The following is an 18,114-nucleotide window of genomic DNA, read 5'->3' as shown; positions in this document are numbered from 1 at the left end:
TTTTAATTTAAAAGTGAATTAGAAATTAAAACCAAATCATATCTTTACGATATGGCCTGTTAGTTCAGTTGGTAGAGCTATTGATGCACTTTTAATTTAAAAGTGAATTAGAAATTAAAACCAAATCATATCTTTACGATATGGGCCGTTAGCTCAGTTGGTAGAGCAGTGGACTTTTAATCCATTTGTCGAAGGTTCAAATCCTTCACGGCCCACCACTTCTTCTATATATCCTTTGTTGTAAATCCTTTAAAATATTTCATTACAATTTGTTATTCAAATTGCTATAATTTGCACCCATTTTTCTATATCTAAGAGTTAAGAATGAGCCAGTTATCTCCGCTTGTTGGATCCGCTTACCCTTTTCCAGGTAAACCCGTCCAATTATCCGTTCAGGAACAAATCGATTATAAAGCTAAAATAAAAAATCTGCTTATCGAAAAAGATGCGGTACTTGTTGCTCATTACTATACTGATCCTGAAATCCAAGCTTTAGCCGAAGAGACAGGTGGCTATGTTGCTGACTCATTAGAGATGGCTCGTTTTGGTCGAGACCATAAAGCTAAAACACTGATTATTGCTGGTGTTCGTTTTATGGGGGAAACAGCAAAAATTTTAACACCACATAAAACCGTTTTAATGCCTGAACTTGAAGCGACTTGTTCACTTGATGTTGGTTGCCCTGTTGATGAGTTCTCAGCCTTTTGTGATCAACACCCTGACAGAGTAGTGGTTGTCTATGCAAATACGTCAGCAGCAGTTAAAGCGCGTGCTGATTGGGTTGTGACTTCAAGCATAGCATTAGAAATAGTAGAGCATCTTGATAGTGAAGGTAAGAAAATAATTTGGGGACCAGATCGTCATTTAGGTAGCTATATTGAGCGTAAAACGAAAGCTGATATGATCATGTGGCAGGGCGACTGTATTGTTCACGATGAATTTAAAGCAAGTGCTTTACGTGATATGAAAGCCGTTCATCCAGATGCTGCTGTTTTAGTGCATCCTGAATCTCCAGAGAGTGTTGTGCAATTAGCCGATGCGGTTGGTTCTACGAGTCAATTAATTAAGGCTGCGCAAACATTACCAAATAAAAAGCTGATTGTTGCTACTGACACTGGTATTTTTTACAAAATGCAACAAGCTTGTCCAGATAAAGAAATGATGGCAGCTCCTACTGCAGGAAATGGCGCTACTTGTCGTAGTTGTGCTCATTGCCCTTGGATGGCTATGAATGGCTTAAAATCAATATACAACGCATTGGTTGATGCTTCTGGGCATGAGATTGATGTGGATCCTAATGTCGCTAAAGGTGCATTAGTTTCTTTAGATAGAATGTTAGACTTTGCTGCAGAGCAACAGTTAAAAGTACAAGGTAACGCGTAAGCGTTTTATTTTAAGTGCTGTATTACTCAGTGCTTATTTTCACTCAAACAATTGAGAATATATGATTACTAATGATGTTTTACGCCGTGTACGTTATGCACTGCAATTAAACGATACGAAGATGCTAGCTATTTTTGCTTCTGTTGATAATGAAATGAATGTAGATTTTTTACATAGCATTATGGCTAAAGAAGAAGCTGAAGGTTATGTATTCTGCCGTGATAGCGTACTTTCGTTATTTCTTGACGGTTTAATTTATGAAAAGCGTGGACGTAAAGAAGGCGCTGTACCTGCAGTATTGCCTGCTAAAGCGGTATTATCTAACAATGATATTCTTCGTAAGTTACGTATCGCATTAAACTTTAAAGATGAAGATATGCTTAATGCATTAAAACTAGCTAACTTCCCTGTGTCTAAGGGCGAGTTATCTGCTTTATTTAGAAAGGCTGATCACCGTAATTTCAAGCCATGTGGAGACCAGTTATTACGTCGCTTTATCGACGGCATTACAGTGCAATTCCGTGGTACAACACCAAGTACTGATGCTGTTGAAGCTGAATAAAGATCGACTACTTTTATAGTTAAGAAGAAACCGAGTTAATTAACTCGGTTTTTTTTCGCTTTTATTTGTAGGTGAACTGAGGCGTTATGGTTAGAAAATGAATATTAAGAATGAAATTAATGTTCTGTTTTATCTTTAAACTCACAAAGATCTTCTATTAAGCATGAACCGCAACGAGGCTTTCTAGCAATACAAGTATAGCGTCCATGCAGAATCAACCAATGATGGACATCGACCTTAAACTCCGCAGGTACTACTTTTAAAAGTTTTTGCTCTACATCATCTACATTCTTACCCATTGCTAACTTAGTTCGGTTAGAAACTCGAAATATATGCGTATCAACAGCAATGGTTGGCCAGCCAAAAGCAGTATTCAGTACTACATTTGCTGTTTTTCTACCGACACCGGGTAAAGCCACCAGTGCTTCTCTGTTTTCAGGGACTTCACTATTATGTAGGTCGATTAACATCTTGCAGGCTTTGTTGACGTTTTCAGCTTTACTATTATATAAACCAATGGTTTTTATATACGTTTTAAGGCCATCAACACCCAATGCATAAATAGCTTCAGGTGTATTGGCAACGGGGAATAATTTATCCGTTGCTTTATTGACACTGACATCTGTTGCTTGTGCAGAGAGTGTTACTGCGACTAATAATTCAAAGGGAGAGCTGAAATTTAGCTCTGTCTCTGGATGAGGATTATTATCTCTCAGGCGGGTTAAAATTTCTCTACGTTTTAGTGTGTTCATTTGTTTGTTATCTTATTATCGATGGTATTTTTTAGAGCAATAATAAGCCCCATAATGATGAAAGCGCCTGGTGGTAATGCAGCGAGTAAAAAGCTTGTGTCAGTGTTGTAAAGTGTCACAGTCATAAAACTAGACCAATCACCTAATAGGGTTTCTATTCCATCAAACAAGGTGCCTTGCGCTAATATTTCACGGGTTGCACCCAGTAATATCAATACTGCGGTGAAACCTAAACCCATCATTAACCCATCAAAAGCAGAGTGCTTAACATTGTTTTTAGAGGCAAATGCTTCCGCACGTCCAATGATCATACAGTTAGTTACAATCAACGGAATAAAAATTCCCAGTGATAAATAAAGTTGGTAGGTATAAGCATTCATTAATAATTGGATACAACTTACTAATGAAGCAATGATCATTACAAAAACAGGGATACGAATCGCTTTAGGGACATGGTGCCGAATTAACGAGATAAGAACATTTGAAGAAATAACAACAAATAGCGTAGCTAGCCCTAGGCCTAATGCATTAGTTAGCGTATTGGTTACCGCTAACAAAGGGCATAACCCTAATAGTTGAACTATGCCAGGATTGTTTTTCCATAAGCCTTGTAGACTTAACTCTTTATAAACAGCGGGATCATTAATGGATTCGATTACAACTTCTTCAGCTGCAATCTCATCGTTCATGTCCATATCTTTTGTTGTGTTATGTCCGGTTTCTTGGTTCATTATTTATCTCCGCAATTTGCAGGTGTGTTAAATAATTGTGTTTTATTTTGTTCAAAGTAGATAAGCGTATCTCTCACTGCATGAACCACTGCTCGTGGTGTGATCGTTGCACCAGTGAACGCATCAAAGCTTCCACCATCTTTTTTAACTTCCCAATTATCATCAGCTGAATCTTGGTATTCTTGCCCATCAAAAGACAGTATCCAATCGGATTTATTAGTTTGTATTTTATCACCTAACCCAGGCGTTTCCGTATGGCTATTAATACGAACACCTGCCACTGTGCCATCGGTATAAATGCCAACAAGTAGCTTTATTTCTCCTGAGTAACCTTTAAAGGTACTGGTTTGAATTAAAGCTGCGACTGGTTTGTTATATTTAGTCGCAATAAAAACTTGTTTTGGTATTTTATCACCTAATAATTCACCATCCACAACGGTAAAACACGTTTCGATTATTTTGTTATCGTAACGATCAGATTTAATCAGTTCATTTATATTGTTTTGTAATGCAATTTGCTCTTGTTCTAAAATAATAGGTCGTGTTAACACACTAATTAATGCAATTGCACCTGTACAAACAATGGCAAAAATAGCTAATAACAACGCATTTCGGCTGATCGCAGGTAACATCATCATTTACGTCTTCTCCCATAAACCTTAGGTTTACTGTAATAATCAATTAACGGTACACACATATTGGCTAGTAATACAGCAAAGGCGACGGCATCAGGGTAACCGCCAACATTACGTATCACCACGACTAATAACGCACATAATAATCCATAGACAATACGTCCTTTTACCGTGGTACTTGCCGTTACTGGGTCAGTTAAAATAAAGAAAGCCCCGAGCATAGTGGCACCAGAAAACAGATGATATAGCGGTGATGAATAAAGATCGGGGTCACTAGCAAAAGGAATAAATGAGAACACAATCATACCCACTAAAAAACTAATAGGGATATACCACAGTATGATTTGTTTTTTTAATAATAAAAGACCGCCCGCTAAGAAAGCTAAGTTAACCCATTGACTCCCTTGTAAAGAGTCCGAACTAAATAGAGTTGTTTTAAGTGTTTCTGAAATAGTTTCACCGGAATGGAGTGCATTACGAATAGTTTCCAAAGGTGTTGCTAAAGTATAGCCATCAATAGATGTTTTTATTTGCGTTACGCTATAACCATCAATGCTAAAACCCGTAAAAATCAAACTTAAGATATCATTAAAAGTAACTGGGAATGCCTGTATAGATTGCACTGGCAACCAAGCTGTCATCTGCACAGGAAAAGAGATTAATAATAAGACGTATCCTGCCATTGCAGGGTTAAAAATATTTTGACCTAATCCGCCGTAAAGATGCTTAACAATAATAATAGAAAAAATAGTACCAATAACGATCACCCACCATGGCGCAAGAGAGGGAATTGATATGGCCAATAAAACGGCAGTGACTACTGCAGTATAATCTTTAATACTTTTTAATATCGAACGTTTACGTAACGCTAAAAAAGCTGCTTCCGCTAATAATGCCGTAATAACTGCGAGTGCTATTTGCACATAAATCGCTAAACCGAATAAATAACTATGAACAAGGACACCAGGCAGTAATGCAAAAATAACCATTTTCATTATTTCTGGAGTACGGCGTTTTATTTGTTGGTGTGGCGATGTTGAACTAAAAAATGCCATGGTTTATTGATCCTTCTGCGCCAGTTTTTTGGCTTTTGCTTTGGCAATAACTGCCGCTATTTTTGCTTTTTTATCATCAACACCCACATTATCATGCGATGCTTTCTCTGTTGCTTCGACAGTATTAGGTGGATTATTTTTTTTAGTACCGTTCACTGTGCGATGACTATCTTGTTGGTTAGTCTCTATTTCACTCTTCTCAATCGAGTCATTATTAGCTTGTTCTGTTAATTGTTGTTTGTGTAAACGAGCTTGTTCTTTGCGTAACTTACGTTGTTTAATCACTTCGGTATTATCTGGCTCTGTTAATACTTCAGTTTTATCTCTTTGTTCTTTATCGATGGCTTGCGCTGCTAGTTTTTTCTCTTTAGCGCGTGCGACAGCCGCTGCAACTGCTGCTTTTTTAGGATCAACATCTGGTGCTTGTTCAACGTCATTCGTTTCAACTGACGTATTCTCAGCAGATGCTTTTGCTCGTTTTTTAGCTTTAGCACGGGCTACTGCCGCTGCAATCGCTGCTTTTTTAGGATCAACCTCTGGTGCTTGTTCAACGCCATTCGTTTCAAGTGACGTATTCTCAGCTGATGCTTTTGCTCGTGCTATTGCGGCAGCAACTGCTGCTTTTTTAGGATCAACCTCTGGTGCTTGTTCAGCATTATTCGTTTCAGCTGACGCATTCTCAGCAGATGTTTTTGCTAGTTTTTTAGCTTTAGCGCGTGCTATTGCGGCAGCTACTGCCGCTTTTTTAGGATCAACATCTGGTGCTTGTTCAGCATCATTCGTTTCAATTGGCGTATTTTCAGCAGATGCTTTTGCTAGTTTTTTAGCTTTAGCGCGTGCTATTGCGGCAGCAACTGCTGCTTTTTTAGGATCAACTTCTGGTGCTTGTTCAGCATTATTTGTTTCAGCTGGCGTATTTTCAGCAGATGCTTGTGCTAGTTTTTTAGCTTTTGCTCGTGCTATTGCGGCAGCAACTGCTGCTTTTTTAGGATCAACATCTGGTACTTGTTCAGCATCATTCGTTTCAATTGGCGTATTTTCAGTTGAAGCATTTGCTAGTTTTTTAGCTTTTGCTCGTGCTATTGCGGCAGCAACTTGGTTATTTTGAGCTGTTGGTTTCGCTTCTGTTTCTGTGCTTTGTTTCTTCGCTTTTGCTCGAGCAAGTGCAGCTGCAACGAGATCTTCACCACCATTATCACTTTTCATTTGCTGCTTACGTTTTTCTGCGGCAAGTTTATGTTTTAACAGACGTTGTTGTTTTTCAGCCTCTAAACGTAACTCTCTGTCTTCATGGCGTTTACGTGCAATCGCTGCTTTATCTGCCTCTTCTTTAGCCGTTCTTATTTGTGCTTTAGAGACGCGATAATATTCAACTAAAGGAATATGGCTTGGGCAAACATAAGCGCAAGCACCGCATTCAATGCAGGCTGATAGATCGTATTCTTCTAATTTTTTATGGTCTTCGCTTTGAGAATACCAAAGCAGTTGTTGTGGTAATAACTCCACCGGACAAGCTTCAGCACATTCACTACAGCGAATACAATTCATCTCTTCTTCTGGAGGAGGCAGTTCTTTCTCTGTTGGTGCCAAAATACAGTTACAGATTTTACTGACAGGGGCAGAGGTGTCGGTTACGGTGAATCCCATCATTGGTCCACCGATAACTAGTTTTTGGTGGTGAAGGGCATTTAACCAATACTTATCTAATAAATATTGTATCGGAGTACCAATGCGAACACGTGCGTTACCTTTACGTGCAAAAGCATCGCCAGTGACAGTGACAATACGAGATACAAGAGACTTACCGTTAATAACGGCTTCTTTTACAGCAAACACGGTTCCCACATTAAGCATAACAATGCCAAGCTCCGACGAATGCTTACCGATTGGAGTTTGCTCACCCGTTAATACTTCGATAAGTTGTTTCGCACTGCCTGACGGATAACGAGTCGGGACAATACTTAAAACGATACTTTCTCTTTCCGCTTCTGGTAATGCCTGCCATGACTTTTTAAATGCTTCAATTGCTTCTGGTTTATTATCTTCAATGGCAAAAGACATAAGTTTTGGCTTTAAAATATGATGCATTATTTTCATGCCCTCGATGATTTCATCGGCATGTTCTTGCACTAAACGATCATCAGAGGTGATGTAAGGTTCACATTCAATTGCGTTGACGATCAGTAAGCGGTTTTCGCTATGTGCTAATTTTAAGTGAGTGGCAAAGCCTGCTCCACCTAATCCTACAACACCGGCTTGTTGTACTGCTTCTATTAACGTTGCTGGTATTTCTTTGCGGTAATCCTCAAAGCCTTGAGAAGGAAAAGGCCTATCTAAACCGTCAGTTTCAATGACAACAGACAACACAGGTAAACCTGAAGGGTGACAATCTGTTCGTGGTCCAATTGCTTTAACTGTACCTGAACTACTCGCGTGCTGTACTACTAAAGCGCCGTATACTTTGGTTAAAGGTTGGCCTTTTAAAACGCTATCGCCGACTTCAACTAATAACTGAGGAATGTGACCTTTTTGTTCAACCGAAATAATTAATTCGTCTGGAATACCTGCATCTGTTATTGCTGTTTGATTACTTTGCTGCTTATTTTGTACCGGGTGAACACCGCCATGAAAATCCCACATTTTCCCCGCTGCAATTTGTTCTAATTTTTCGTCACTTAATAAATTAATAGGCTGTGTCATGTTACTGCTCATCATTACGTTCAGTTGGGATGGTTTTTGTTGGGATTGTTTGTAAGTTCCACTGCCAGTTTTGAGTGGTAATTTGAATCGGTAACATATCAATACAATCGGTTGGACAAGGTGCTACACATAATTCACAGCCAGTACATTCATCGGTGATCACCGTATGCATTTGTCTTGTTGCTCCTAAAATAGCGTCAACAGGACAAGCTTGAATACACTTAGTACAGCCAATACATTCATCTTCACGGATAAAAGCAATTAGTTTTGGTTTTTCTTCACCATCTAATTTTTTAGGCTCAATACCCATACGTTCAGCGAGCTGTAACATAACCGCTTCGCCACCGGGAGGACATTTATTGATGTCATCACCATCAGCAATCGCTTTTGCATAAGGTTTACAACCAGGGTAACCACATTGCCCACATTGAGTTTGCGGCAACATTGCATCTAATTCTTCAACGATTGGATCTTCTTTAACTTTAAATTTAATCGATGAGTAACCTAATAAAGAGCCAAAAATAAGCCCTAAAACACCGAGAGTTAATATCGCAATAATAATACTAATGATCATTTAATTAACCCAGTGAAACCCATGAATGCTAACGACATTAAGCCTGCTGTGATCATCGCAATAGAAGCGCCTTTAAAAGGAACTGGAACATCAGCCGCACTCAAACGTTCACGAATCGAAGAGAATAAAACCAATACTAAAGAGAAACCAACGCCTGCACCAAAGCCATAGATAACTGATTGTGTAAAATTATGCTGTTCTGTCAGATTCAATAACGCTAAACCAAGAATGGCGCAGTTAGTGGTGATCAACGGTAAAAAAATACCTAATAAACGATACAGAGTAGGGCTAGTCTTGTGCATTACCATTTCAGTAAATTGCACCACCACGGCGATCACTAAAATGAAACTTAAAGTTTGTAGGTACTGTAAACCTAACGGCACCAATAAATACGTATTAACGATATATGAAAGCGCAGCTGTTAACGTTAATACAAACGTCGTCGCCAGTGACATCCCAACAGCCGTTTCAATTTTATTTGAAACGCCCATAAACGGACATAAACCTAAGAACTTCACTAACACAAAGTTATTGACTAACACTGTGCCAAAAAAGAGTAAAAAATAATCGCTCATAAATAATAATTCCACTACTAAAGTAGGTGATTTAAGCTGGAAAAGGATCGGTATTGTAACAACAAAAGTGCATAAGTTCAGTGGAAAAATGAGATCATTTTTTAGCTATTTATGTATTTACCATTTGAATGCAAGGACAATAAATAAACACATCTAATAATTAACTCATCACGCGTTTTATTTAACTAAAAATGACACTCATAAATGGATAATCAAGACGCCATCATTTTTTTATTAATATTTTTTATTCAATGCCGTCTTGCTTAATTTTATCTATTTCTGTTCATCAATTAAATGATTTTTTTAAAATTGATTCACATCAATGATCAATATGTAGTGTCTTGTATAGTTATACCTCACTATATATTGTGTTTTTTGTTCTTTCTGGAGTGATGTATGAAACCTGTTGTGATAAAGCGAGATGGTAGCCAAGTACCTTTTAATGCTCTGCGTATTAGTGAGGCTATTTTGAAAGCCTCTGGTGCTGCTCGTTGTAAAGGCGTTGATGCCTTTGGGATTGCAGCAGAAATTGAAAAAAGTCTAAAAGGGCAAGAACAAGTTGATATTCACCATATTCAAGATGCAGTAGAAACTTGTTTAATGACACATGGCCATATTGAACTCGCACGTATTTATATAGAGTATCGTCACGATAGAGATATTGCGCGAGAACGTAAGAGTCATTTAAACAACGAAATTGAAGGTTTAATCCAACAAAGTAACGCGTTACTGTTAAATGAAAACGCCAATAAAGATGGCAAAGTGATCCCAACACAGCGTGACCTATTAGCAGGTATTGTCGCTAAACATTATGCTAAATCTTATATTTTATCTCGTGATGTAGTGAAAGCGCATGAACGAGGAGACATTCATTATCATGATTTAGATTATGCGCCGTTTTTTCCAATGTTTAACTGCATGTTAATTGATATTAAAGGTATGTTTACCCAAGGATTTAAAATGGGGAATGCTGAAATTGAGCAACCAAAATCAATTTCAACAGCAACGGCAGTAACGGCACAAATTATTGCACAAGTGGCCAGCCATATTTATGGTGGCACCACAATTAACGGCATAGATACAATATTGGCGCCTTATGTGACTAAAAGTTTTGAAAAACATTTAAAAATAGCACAACAGTGGGACATTACTGACGCGCATGCCTATGCAACAGAGCAAACAGAAATCGAATGTTATAACGCTTTTCAATCATTAGAGTATGAAGTTAACACTCTACATACGGCTAATGGGCAAACCCCTTTTGTCACTTTTGGGTTTGGTTTGGGGGCTGATTGGCAGTCGCGTTTAATTCAACAATCTATTTTAAAAAATCGTATTGCGGGGTTAGGAAAAAATCGTAAAACCGCTATTTTCCCTAAACTGGTGTTTGCGATTAAAGATGGTTTAAACCATAAAGAAGATGATCAAAATTACGATATTAAACAACTTGCTTTGGAATGCGCATCGAAACGCATGTATCCAGATATTTTAAATTACGACAAAGTAGTGGAAGTGACTGGTTCTTTCAAAACGCCAATGGGTTGTCGTAGTTTTTTAGATCGCTATGTCGAAAAAACTAACAACACAACAGACAGTGATAAAGCAAGTAACAATAAAATAGACAATGAACAAAACCACCATAATATAGAAGACGAGTTAATCCATGATGGTCGCAATAACCTTGGCGTAGTCAGTATCAACCTACCGCGTATTGCTTTAGAGGCAGAGGGAAGTGAATTACGCTTTTATAATTTGTTAGAGGCTCGTTTAACATTAGCTAAAAAAGCATTAGACACGCGAATTGAAAGACTGAGTGAAGTTAAAGCCAGTGTTGCACCTATTTTATATATGGAAGGAGCCTGTGGCGTTCGCCTAAAAGCAGATGATTGCGTTGCTGAAATCTTTAAAAACGGTCGCGCTTCCATTTCATTAGGTTATATCGGTTTACATGAAACCATCAATGCATTATATGGCACAGATTCACACATTTTTGACAGCAAAATAAAACAACAAAAAGCATTACAAATCATTACGCGTTTAAAACAAGCCACTGAGCAATGGTCACAACAATCAGGTTACGCTTTTAGTCTGTATTCAACACCATCAGAAAACTTATGTGATCGTTTTTGTCGTTTAGATGCCAAACAATTTGGTGTGTTAGAAGGAGTGACTGACAAAGGTTATTACACTAATTCTTTTCATTTAGACGTAGAGAAGGCGGTCAACCCTTATGATAAGTTAGACTTTGAAATGGCTTATCCACCGATCGCAAGTGGTGGTTTTATTTGTTACGGTGAATATCCCAACATGCAGCATAATCTTAAAGCCTTAGAAAACGTTTGGGATTACAGCTACACGCGCGTTCCTTATTACGGTACTAATACACCGATTGATGAATGTTATGAATGTCATTTTACAGGCGAGTTTGATTGTACCAGTAAGGGATTTGTGTGCCCGAGTTGTGGTAATTCTGATCCTGAAAAGGTAGCGGTAACACGTAGGGTTTGTGGGTATTTGGGGAGTCCAGATGCGAGGCCGTTTAATGAAGGGAAACAAGAGGAAGTGAAGAGAAGGGTTAAGCATTTGTAGATTTTTAATTTTTACATTAGATTGATTTTAATTATATTTATTTTGTAAAAGTATTATTTGTAAAGTATCTTAATTTAGAATGATTCGTCTGCGCTCATTGAGGCAGTTTGGTGTTTATTAACTTGGTGTTTCGCCCTGTCGGCGACTTCATTTTCTTTGCACGAGCAAAGAAAACAGAAGCAAAAGAAAATCGCCCCAATTCGTTTTTTAATCTGAATTAATGATTACCTTCTTAAGGCACCGTTCAGACGCCACATCCCTGTGGCGAGCTGACCTAGCAACGGCATCCATGCCTTATCTTGCTTGAAGGCATTCATTAATTCAGAAAAACTCAACGGGGAAATTGTCGTAGCCGCGTTGATTTATATGTAACTATTTGTAATTTAAATAGCGTGTATTATTTTTTAGAATCTATTTAGGAGTTAATTGTGGTTAACAATTTCAACAGGGGGGCGAAATTCGTCAGAGCTGATCTTCATATTCATTCATACGGAATAGATTACGGTTCGTTTGATGTGAAAGATGAACAAATGACACCTAAAAATATAGTCGATACTGCGTTAAGTTCTAATTTAAAAATAATTAGCATTACGGACCACAATGAGATTCTAAACAGTAAGATTGCAATTGATTACTCTCAAGATAAAGACATACTTGTAGTCCCTGGAATAGAGGTTAGTACTACACAAGGGCATCTTCTTGTGTATTTTAATTCATTTCAAAATCTAAGGTCATTTCACGGAAAGCTAAATATTTCTAATGACAAAGAACGCTGCTCACAGGGAATTGTTGAATGTCTAAATTTAGCAAAGCAGTATGATGGATTTGGAGTGTTAGCTCACATCGAATTGGATTCGGGATTTGAAAAGACAGTAGGAAGATTTAATGCTCAGATGGATGATTTGTTTTGTCATTCTTCATTACTTGCCCTTGAGATAAGTAAAAAGGAAAGTTTTGATCTTTATACCGATAATGATACCGACAGTCATCGATTGTCTTTAATCAAAAAACGAAGAGTGAAACTTGGACTTCATGATGAAGTTATTCTTCCTAAAGTTATGTCCTCCGATTCACACTCTATTAATAAACTTGGCACTAATGCAGAAGGCAATAAAAAGCTAACACGGTTTAAGGTTGATGAGCTCAGTTTTAATGCTCTTCGTATTTCATTAAACTCATATGAATCTCGAGTACGTCTTGAAGATGTAATTCCTGAAAAGGTAGCTAAATTTGTTGGTGTGCATATAAAAGGCGGGCTTTTGCACGACCAAAAAGTAGACTTCAGTGATAACCTTAGTTGCATAATCGGTGGTAGGGGAACTGGTAAGTCAACATTAATGGAAATTATACGTGTAGCGTCAGGTAATGAATCATCTAAAGCCGTTATTGATAGTGACGTATGGCCTGATGATATAAGTTTATTTTACGAAGATGAAACAGGGAAGGAATTAGAATTTCGACGTTCAAAGAATGATGACACATTTAATCATACGGATGGACAGGACGGTCTTCAAAGAGTCCCTATTGAGTGCTATGGGCAAAGCGAGACTGCTGATACAGTGAAGAATAGCGACGATGACCCCAAAGCGTTGCTAGCTTTTTTAGATGGTTTTTTGGAGCTAGAACATCTAAAAAAAGAAGACGAAAATGTTTGTGATTTACTGCTAAATAATCAAAGTGAGTTGGGAAAACTGCGGATTGAGGTTTTGGCTATAAAAGACACAGAAAGGCAACTACAAACGCTCAAAGAAAAAAAATCAAGATTAGAAAAGGATAAAGTAGGTGAGCTTGTTAAGAATCAAGTAGCCTTAGTTAAGGAAAATGGATTAAGGACTGATCTTATTTATCAACTGAAAGAGCTTGTTAAGAACTACCGTAAAGTATTAAAAGATAAAGCTTTGTTTGATTATTTCAGTAACTTCTCTGATGAAGAAATCATTGTAGGGAAGGATCAATTCACAGAAGTAAAGAAACTTATTAATGAGTTTTCTGAAATCGTTTCAGATAAATCTGACGAATTGAATGTTGCTTTAGAAGAAAAAATAGCTCTGCTTAAAATCCAGTTGGATTTATGGAAGTCCAAAGAATCAGAAATACAACAGAAAATTGATGAGAAAAAAGAAGAGTTAGATAAAGCGGGAATCCCTTTTGACATTGGAAAAATAAATCAAATTGCCAACGATCTTGAATATTATGAGAAACGCCTAAGAAAGCTCCTAAAAGATCAAGTTAAATTAAAAGAAATACAAAAATATAGAAGTGAGTTGCTTAATAAACGGTTGGAGTTGAAGAAGCATATTTTTAAATCGCGATATGCTTTTAGTATTCAAATAAATGATAATTTAAAAAACTCAGTTGATGGTCTTTTTGTTTCAGCTAAATACACAGAAGGAGCTTATTCACCAAGCTTTGAAGCTCTTATAAAGCAGGTGATGGGCTGGAGAACATCTCAAGTTAAAAAGTCCGAACTAATTGCATCAAAATTATCTCCAATAACCTTTGCTTCAGAAGTTAAACGCGGTAGAAAAACTACTTTTGAGGGTTTATTGGATGAAGATAATAATCGTGTTTTTTCTGATGAAGACATAAATCGAATTATTGAGCGTGTTCGAGAGAGCTATACTTATGAGGATTTTGAAGCGCTTGCCTATGAAGACCGGCCTAATATATTAGTGACGAAAGTTGTAGAAATTAGTGGGCAAATAAAAAATATTTCCAAGTCGATTTCTAAATTATCATTAGGGCAACAACAGTCGATACTGTTAGCAATACTAATACAATCTAAAAATAATATTCCACTTCTAATAGATCAGCCGGAGGATCATCTGGATAGTGAGTTTATTTATAAAACAATTGTTACCAATCTAAAAAAGATCAAAGAAACGAGACAGGTGATTATTGTTACTCATAATGCAAATATTGCAGTTTTGGGCGATGCTGAATTGATTATCCCACTCAGAAGTACAAATGATCAAACATCGATTATTAATAGAGGTTCTATTGATCGAGGCTCAATTCAGAAAGATTGTTGCGCGATTTTGGAAGGTGGAGAAAGAGCCTTTTCCCATCGTAAAAAAATATATACCTTGGATTAATATATTTTTACTAAAAATAACGATACTCAATGCGGCTACGATATTTCCCCGTTGAGTTTTTCTGAATCAATCACTGCCTTTAGCAAGCTAAGGCAGGGAAGCCGTTGCTAGCGAACTTCGCGGCATGGACGCCGCGTATGAGCGGTGCGTTAAGAAGGCTGTTATTTATTCAGATTTAAAAAACGATTGGGGTGCCTTTTTCTTTGGTTACTTTCTTTTGGGCAAGCAAAAGAAAGTAACACGCCGACAGGGCGGAACCCAAAGATAGAGTTTCACTTGATGCCTCGATGAGCGAAGACGAATTGTAATAAATTTAAAAACTTAAAAGGAAACAATATGGATTGGGCTCTCTTTAGTATCTTCATTACCGTTGCCATTGCACACCTTTTGGCATTATTAAGCCCTGGGCCTGACTTTGTGCTTGTTGTTAAAAGTGCGATTAATAACGGGCCTAAAAAATCGATTGGTGTCGCAGCCGGTATTGCTAGTGCAAATGCATTGTATATTACGCTTTGTTTGATTGGGGTTGGCTCTTTATTGGCTAGCTCTGTGATGATTATGATTGCGCTAAAAGTAGCGGGTGGATTGTTCCTTATTTATCTTGCGGTAATGGCTTTAATGGCAAAGAAATCAGACTATCAAGATCTCGCCTTTTCTGGTGCTCAAGTAAAAGCAGAAACGACCTTTGTAAAAGAATTTATCACTGGATTTATGTCTGGTATTTTAAATCCTAAAAACCTTTTATTTTACTTAAGCTTATTCACCGTTGTACTCACTAAAGACGTTGATTTAAGTTTTAAAATTGGTCTTGGGGTATGGATGACCTCAGTTGTTTTCCTATGGGATCTCTCTGTTATTTACGTGTTATCTAGAGATAAAGTCCGTCGAAAATTCTCTAAGTTAGCTTACTACATTGATAAATGTACTGGCGTTATCTTAGGTCTGATTGGTTTAACTATCGTTAAATCGGCACTTAGTAAGTAAACATATGAACTATTCAAAATATTACCCAATTGATGTATTAAACGGCGAAGGTACACGCTGTACTCTTTTTGTGTCTGGTTGTATTCATAACTGCAAAGGTTGTTATAACCAATCTACTTGGTCTCCTGATGCGGGAGAGTTGTTTACTGAACAACTTGCAGATCAAATAATTAAAGATCTCAATGACCAACGTATTAAAAAACAAGGGCTCACCTTGTCTGGCGGTGACCCTTTACATCCTGCTAATGTCGCCGAAGTATTGAAGCTAGTAAAACGGGTTAAAACTGAATGTGTTGCTAAAGATATTTGGATGTGGAGTGGATATTTGTTGGCTGATTTGAATGTGAAACAAAAACAGATTATTGAGCTGGTAGATGTGTTGATCGATGGTAAGTTTGAAAAAGATCTTGCTGACCCCTCATTGGCTTGGCGAGGAAGCTCAAATCAAGTCATCTATTATTTTTAAATAATAGATATATATTTAGATATGGCATCATTCAATCATTAGTGCTTCGTTTTATAGAGTACATTTAAATTAACAAAAAATTCTTATATCAAATAAATATCTTAAATTTAAGATAGCTGTAATCTATTAGATAGAATAACCATTAATTAGTGACGTGTTGATTATAAATTAACTATGTAAACTTCCTATATCATTGTCATTTCAATTTTATTGTTGATCTAATATCATCACCTCAATTGTTTTTATATCTTCTGATTTTTATAAATCTCATTAAAATTAAAATTAATAAACAATTAATTAAATACTTATGCTTGATTTTTATTTGCTACAATATCTTTTTAATAAATTTTATACTTTAATTTGATTAACAAGGGATGGTAGCAATGTTTAAACACTCAAAAGTTGCAATAGCGATTACACTTTCAGGTTTGTTAGTTGCTTGTGATAGCGACAATACAACAAACGTAACGGAAGATACCGGTGATAGTAAGTCGGTAAGTATTGCTGGAAGTTTAGTTTCTCCACAAGGCTTAGAAGCAAGTACGAGAAGTTCAACTGCAATAAAATCATTATTAACAAAATCTGTAGAATGTCCTGATGTCCCTGAAGGTTATGAGCCATTAAGTAATGCAGTTGTGGAGCTTAAAGATGCGGCTGGAGAAACTGTTACTGAGAGTGTAACTACTGATAGCTGTGGTACGTTTGAGTTTGAAGTTTCTGATGATGTTGTCACGGATGCAATACAAGTAAGAGCAGAAAAAGAAGGCTTTAAAGTACTATTTTCCGATATTAATAATTTTTTAAGTGGAAGCTTGTTAAAAGTGGCTTCAACTATTTCAGAACAAGCATCTTATGAAATATCCGGGCTCAAACAATCTTCTGATAATACAGTGAATTTAATTGTTACTGATACGGTTTCTAATAAAGCGGTTATTGGCTTGGCTTCTGATCAATTTACTTTTACATTAAATGATGTTCCGGTTAGCGGTTTTACTATTACAAGCGCACAAAATGTGGAAGACAACGCATCATCAGTGGTTCTTTCTATTGATGCAAGTGGTTCAATGGACACAACTGTTTATGATGAAAATTATTCACTAGTTTTAGACAGTGAAGGCAATAGACAAAACCGTTATACAATTGCTGCTGCTTCTGCGCACCAATTAATAGATATGACAAAAAATAATGAGGCTGATTCAGAATTATCTGTATTACTTTTTTCTAGCGATGTTTTTCCAATGACGGACGAAGTGATTGCTAATAAACTTTATTTACAAGATGAAAATGGTGATGAAGTTATTTTTACAACAGGAAGTGAAAATGGCTTTATTAAAGAAAGTGCTACATTGCATACCTTGATTGACCTTTATAACCCATATTCTGAAATGTACACTAATTACTATAGTTCATATGTAACAAGACATGAAGCGAGAACTGATACTATTAGTAGTGCTAGTTATTACCCTTTTTCAGGCGGTACGGCTTTCTATGACAGTTTAGACGTTGCTATTGACCAATTTTCAGATCAAACGAGTAATCCTAAGGTTATTGCCTTAACTGATGGGGAAGATAATAACTCTAGCATTGGTTATCAAGATGTAATTGATAAAGCAATAAGTGCTAATGTGCCTATTACTGTCGTTGCTGTTGGTTTTAGTTCGGATAGTGATAACTATATGAAAAATATAGCTGAAGATACAGGCAGTCAATATATACCTGTAGCAGACATTTCTAATCTTGCTGGGGTTTTCTCTGGTATATCGACACAATTGACTTTTAATTCTGATGTTGAGTTTAATGAGCAGATGGTTGCTGGTGATACTTTAAAAGTCACTGCTGATATTGATGGTGACACGATAGAGAGAGAGTTAGATATAAATTAGAGGTAAAGGTCGTTATTTATTTTTAAGCTAGCTTTGAATAACAGCGCTGTATAGAAGTTAATTATGTTATTAATCTCTAAACTGCGCTGTTTTTTATTTAGCTTTTCGTTAAGTACTTTTATTAAGCTCT

The 18,114-nt window shown here is 36.9% G+C and carries 14 protein-coding genes and 1 tRNA gene; 8 read left to right on the top strand and 7 right to left on the bottom strand.

Annotation, left to right across the window (positions count from 1 at the left end; translation table 11 throughout):
- Positions 1-142 precede the first annotated feature (142 nt).
- From V6255_RS15160 to V6255_RS15150, 3 genes are all read left to right on the top strand, one after another.
- A tRNA-Lys gene (locus V6255_RS15160) sits at positions 143-218 on the top strand.
- Positions 219-324: 106 nt separating this feature from the next.
- Positions 325-1,383, top strand: a complete 1,059-nt coding sequence (gene nadA, locus V6255_RS15155) for a quinolinate synthase NadA (protein WP_341628920.1) — start codon at positions 325-327, stop codon at positions 1,381-1,383.
- A 61-nt stretch (positions 1,384-1,444) separates the two neighbouring features.
- Positions 1,445-1,945 (top strand): DUF1456 family protein, encoded by a 501-nt coding sequence (locus V6255_RS15150; protein ID WP_341628919.1) that lies wholly within the window; start codon positions 1,445-1,447, stop codon positions 1,943-1,945.
- Positions 1,946-2,061: 116 nt separating this feature from the next.
- Here the strand turns inward: V6255_RS15150 and nth are convergent, their stop codons facing one another.
- Genes nth through rsxA form a run of 7 tightly spaced genes read right to left on the bottom strand, consistent with a single transcriptional unit; the run spans position 2,062 to position 8,967 of the window.
- Entirely contained in the window at positions 2,062-2,697 is a 636-nt protein-coding gene (gene nth / locus V6255_RS15145; protein WP_341628918.1) for an endonuclease III, read from the bottom strand.
- Positions 2,694-3,386, bottom strand: a complete 693-nt coding sequence (locus V6255_RS15140) for an electron transport complex subunit E (RefSeq protein ID WP_341628921.1) — start codon at positions 3,384-3,386, stop codon at positions 2,694-2,696. The genes nth and V6255_RS15140 overlap by 4 nt, the downstream gene beginning before the upstream one ends.
- A gap of 41 nt (positions 3,387-3,427) precedes the next feature.
- A complete protein-coding gene (gene rsxG, locus V6255_RS15135; protein ID WP_341628917.1) occupies positions 3,428-4,066 on the bottom strand; it encodes an electron transport complex subunit RsxG in 639 nt (212 codons plus the stop codon).
- The gene (gene rsxD / locus V6255_RS15130) at positions 4,063-5,118 is read right to left on the bottom strand and encodes an electron transport complex subunit RsxD (protein WP_341628916.1); all 1,056 of its coding nucleotides are present in this window, start codon (positions 5,116-5,118) and stop codon (positions 4,063-4,065) included. Before rsxD ends, rsxG begins: the two co-directional genes overlap by 4 nt.
- A gap of 3 nt (positions 5,119-5,121) precedes the next feature.
- Entirely contained in the window at positions 5,122-7,818 is a 2,697-nt protein-coding gene (gene rsxC, locus V6255_RS15125; RefSeq protein ID WP_341628915.1) for an electron transport complex subunit RsxC, read from the bottom strand.
- Position 7,819: 1 nt separating this feature from the next.
- On the bottom strand, positions 7,820-8,392 hold the full coding sequence (gene rsxB, locus V6255_RS15120; RefSeq protein WP_341628914.1) for an electron transport complex subunit RsxB: 573 nt from the start codon (positions 8,390-8,392) through the stop codon (positions 7,820-7,822).
- Positions 8,389-8,967, bottom strand: a complete 579-nt coding sequence (gene rsxA / locus V6255_RS15115) for an electron transport complex subunit RsxA (protein WP_025566162.1) — start codon at positions 8,965-8,967, stop codon at positions 8,389-8,391. The genes rsxB and rsxA overlap by 4 nt, the downstream gene beginning before the upstream one ends.
- A gap of 396 nt (positions 8,968-9,363) precedes the next feature.
- Between rsxA and nrdD the strand changes: the two genes are divergently transcribed.
- The 5 genes from nrdD (at position 9,364) to V6255_RS15090 (ending at position 17,984) form a co-directional block, all read left to right on the top strand.
- Complete coding sequence (gene nrdD / locus V6255_RS15110) at positions 9,364-11,556, top strand: anaerobic ribonucleoside-triphosphate reductase (RefSeq protein WP_341628913.1); 2,193 nt, start codon at positions 9,364-9,366, stop codon at positions 11,554-11,556.
- A 428-nt stretch (positions 11,557-11,984) separates the two neighbouring features.
- Positions 11,985-14,651, top strand: coding sequence for a TrlF family AAA-like ATPase (locus tag V6255_RS15105; RefSeq protein WP_341628912.1), 2,667 nt, complete (start codon positions 11,985-11,987; stop codon positions 14,649-14,651).
- A 336-nt stretch (positions 14,652-14,987) separates the two neighbouring features.
- A complete protein-coding gene (locus tag V6255_RS15100; RefSeq protein ID WP_341628911.1) occupies positions 14,988-15,635 on the top strand; it encodes a LysE family translocator in 648 nt (215 codons plus the stop codon).
- A gap of 4 nt (positions 15,636-15,639) precedes the next feature.
- The gene (nrdG, locus tag V6255_RS15095) at positions 15,640-16,101 is read left to right on the top strand and encodes an anaerobic ribonucleoside-triphosphate reductase-activating protein (RefSeq protein ID WP_341628910.1); all 462 of its coding nucleotides are present in this window, start codon (positions 15,640-15,642) and stop codon (positions 16,099-16,101) included.
- Between the two features lie 383 nt (positions 16,102-16,484).
- Positions 16,485-17,984, top strand: coding sequence for a vWA domain-containing protein (locus tag V6255_RS15090; protein ID WP_341628909.1), 1,500 nt, complete (start codon positions 16,485-16,487; stop codon positions 17,982-17,984).
- The last annotated feature ends 130 nt before the right edge of the window (positions 17,985-18,114 follow it).

This window comes from Psychromonas arctica (assembly GCF_038155225.1).
Taxonomy (GTDB): Bacteria; Pseudomonadota; Gammaproteobacteria; order Enterobacterales; family Psychromonadaceae; genus Psychromonas; species Psychromonas arctica_B.
This window is presented reverse-complemented; position numbering and strand designations above follow the sequence as displayed.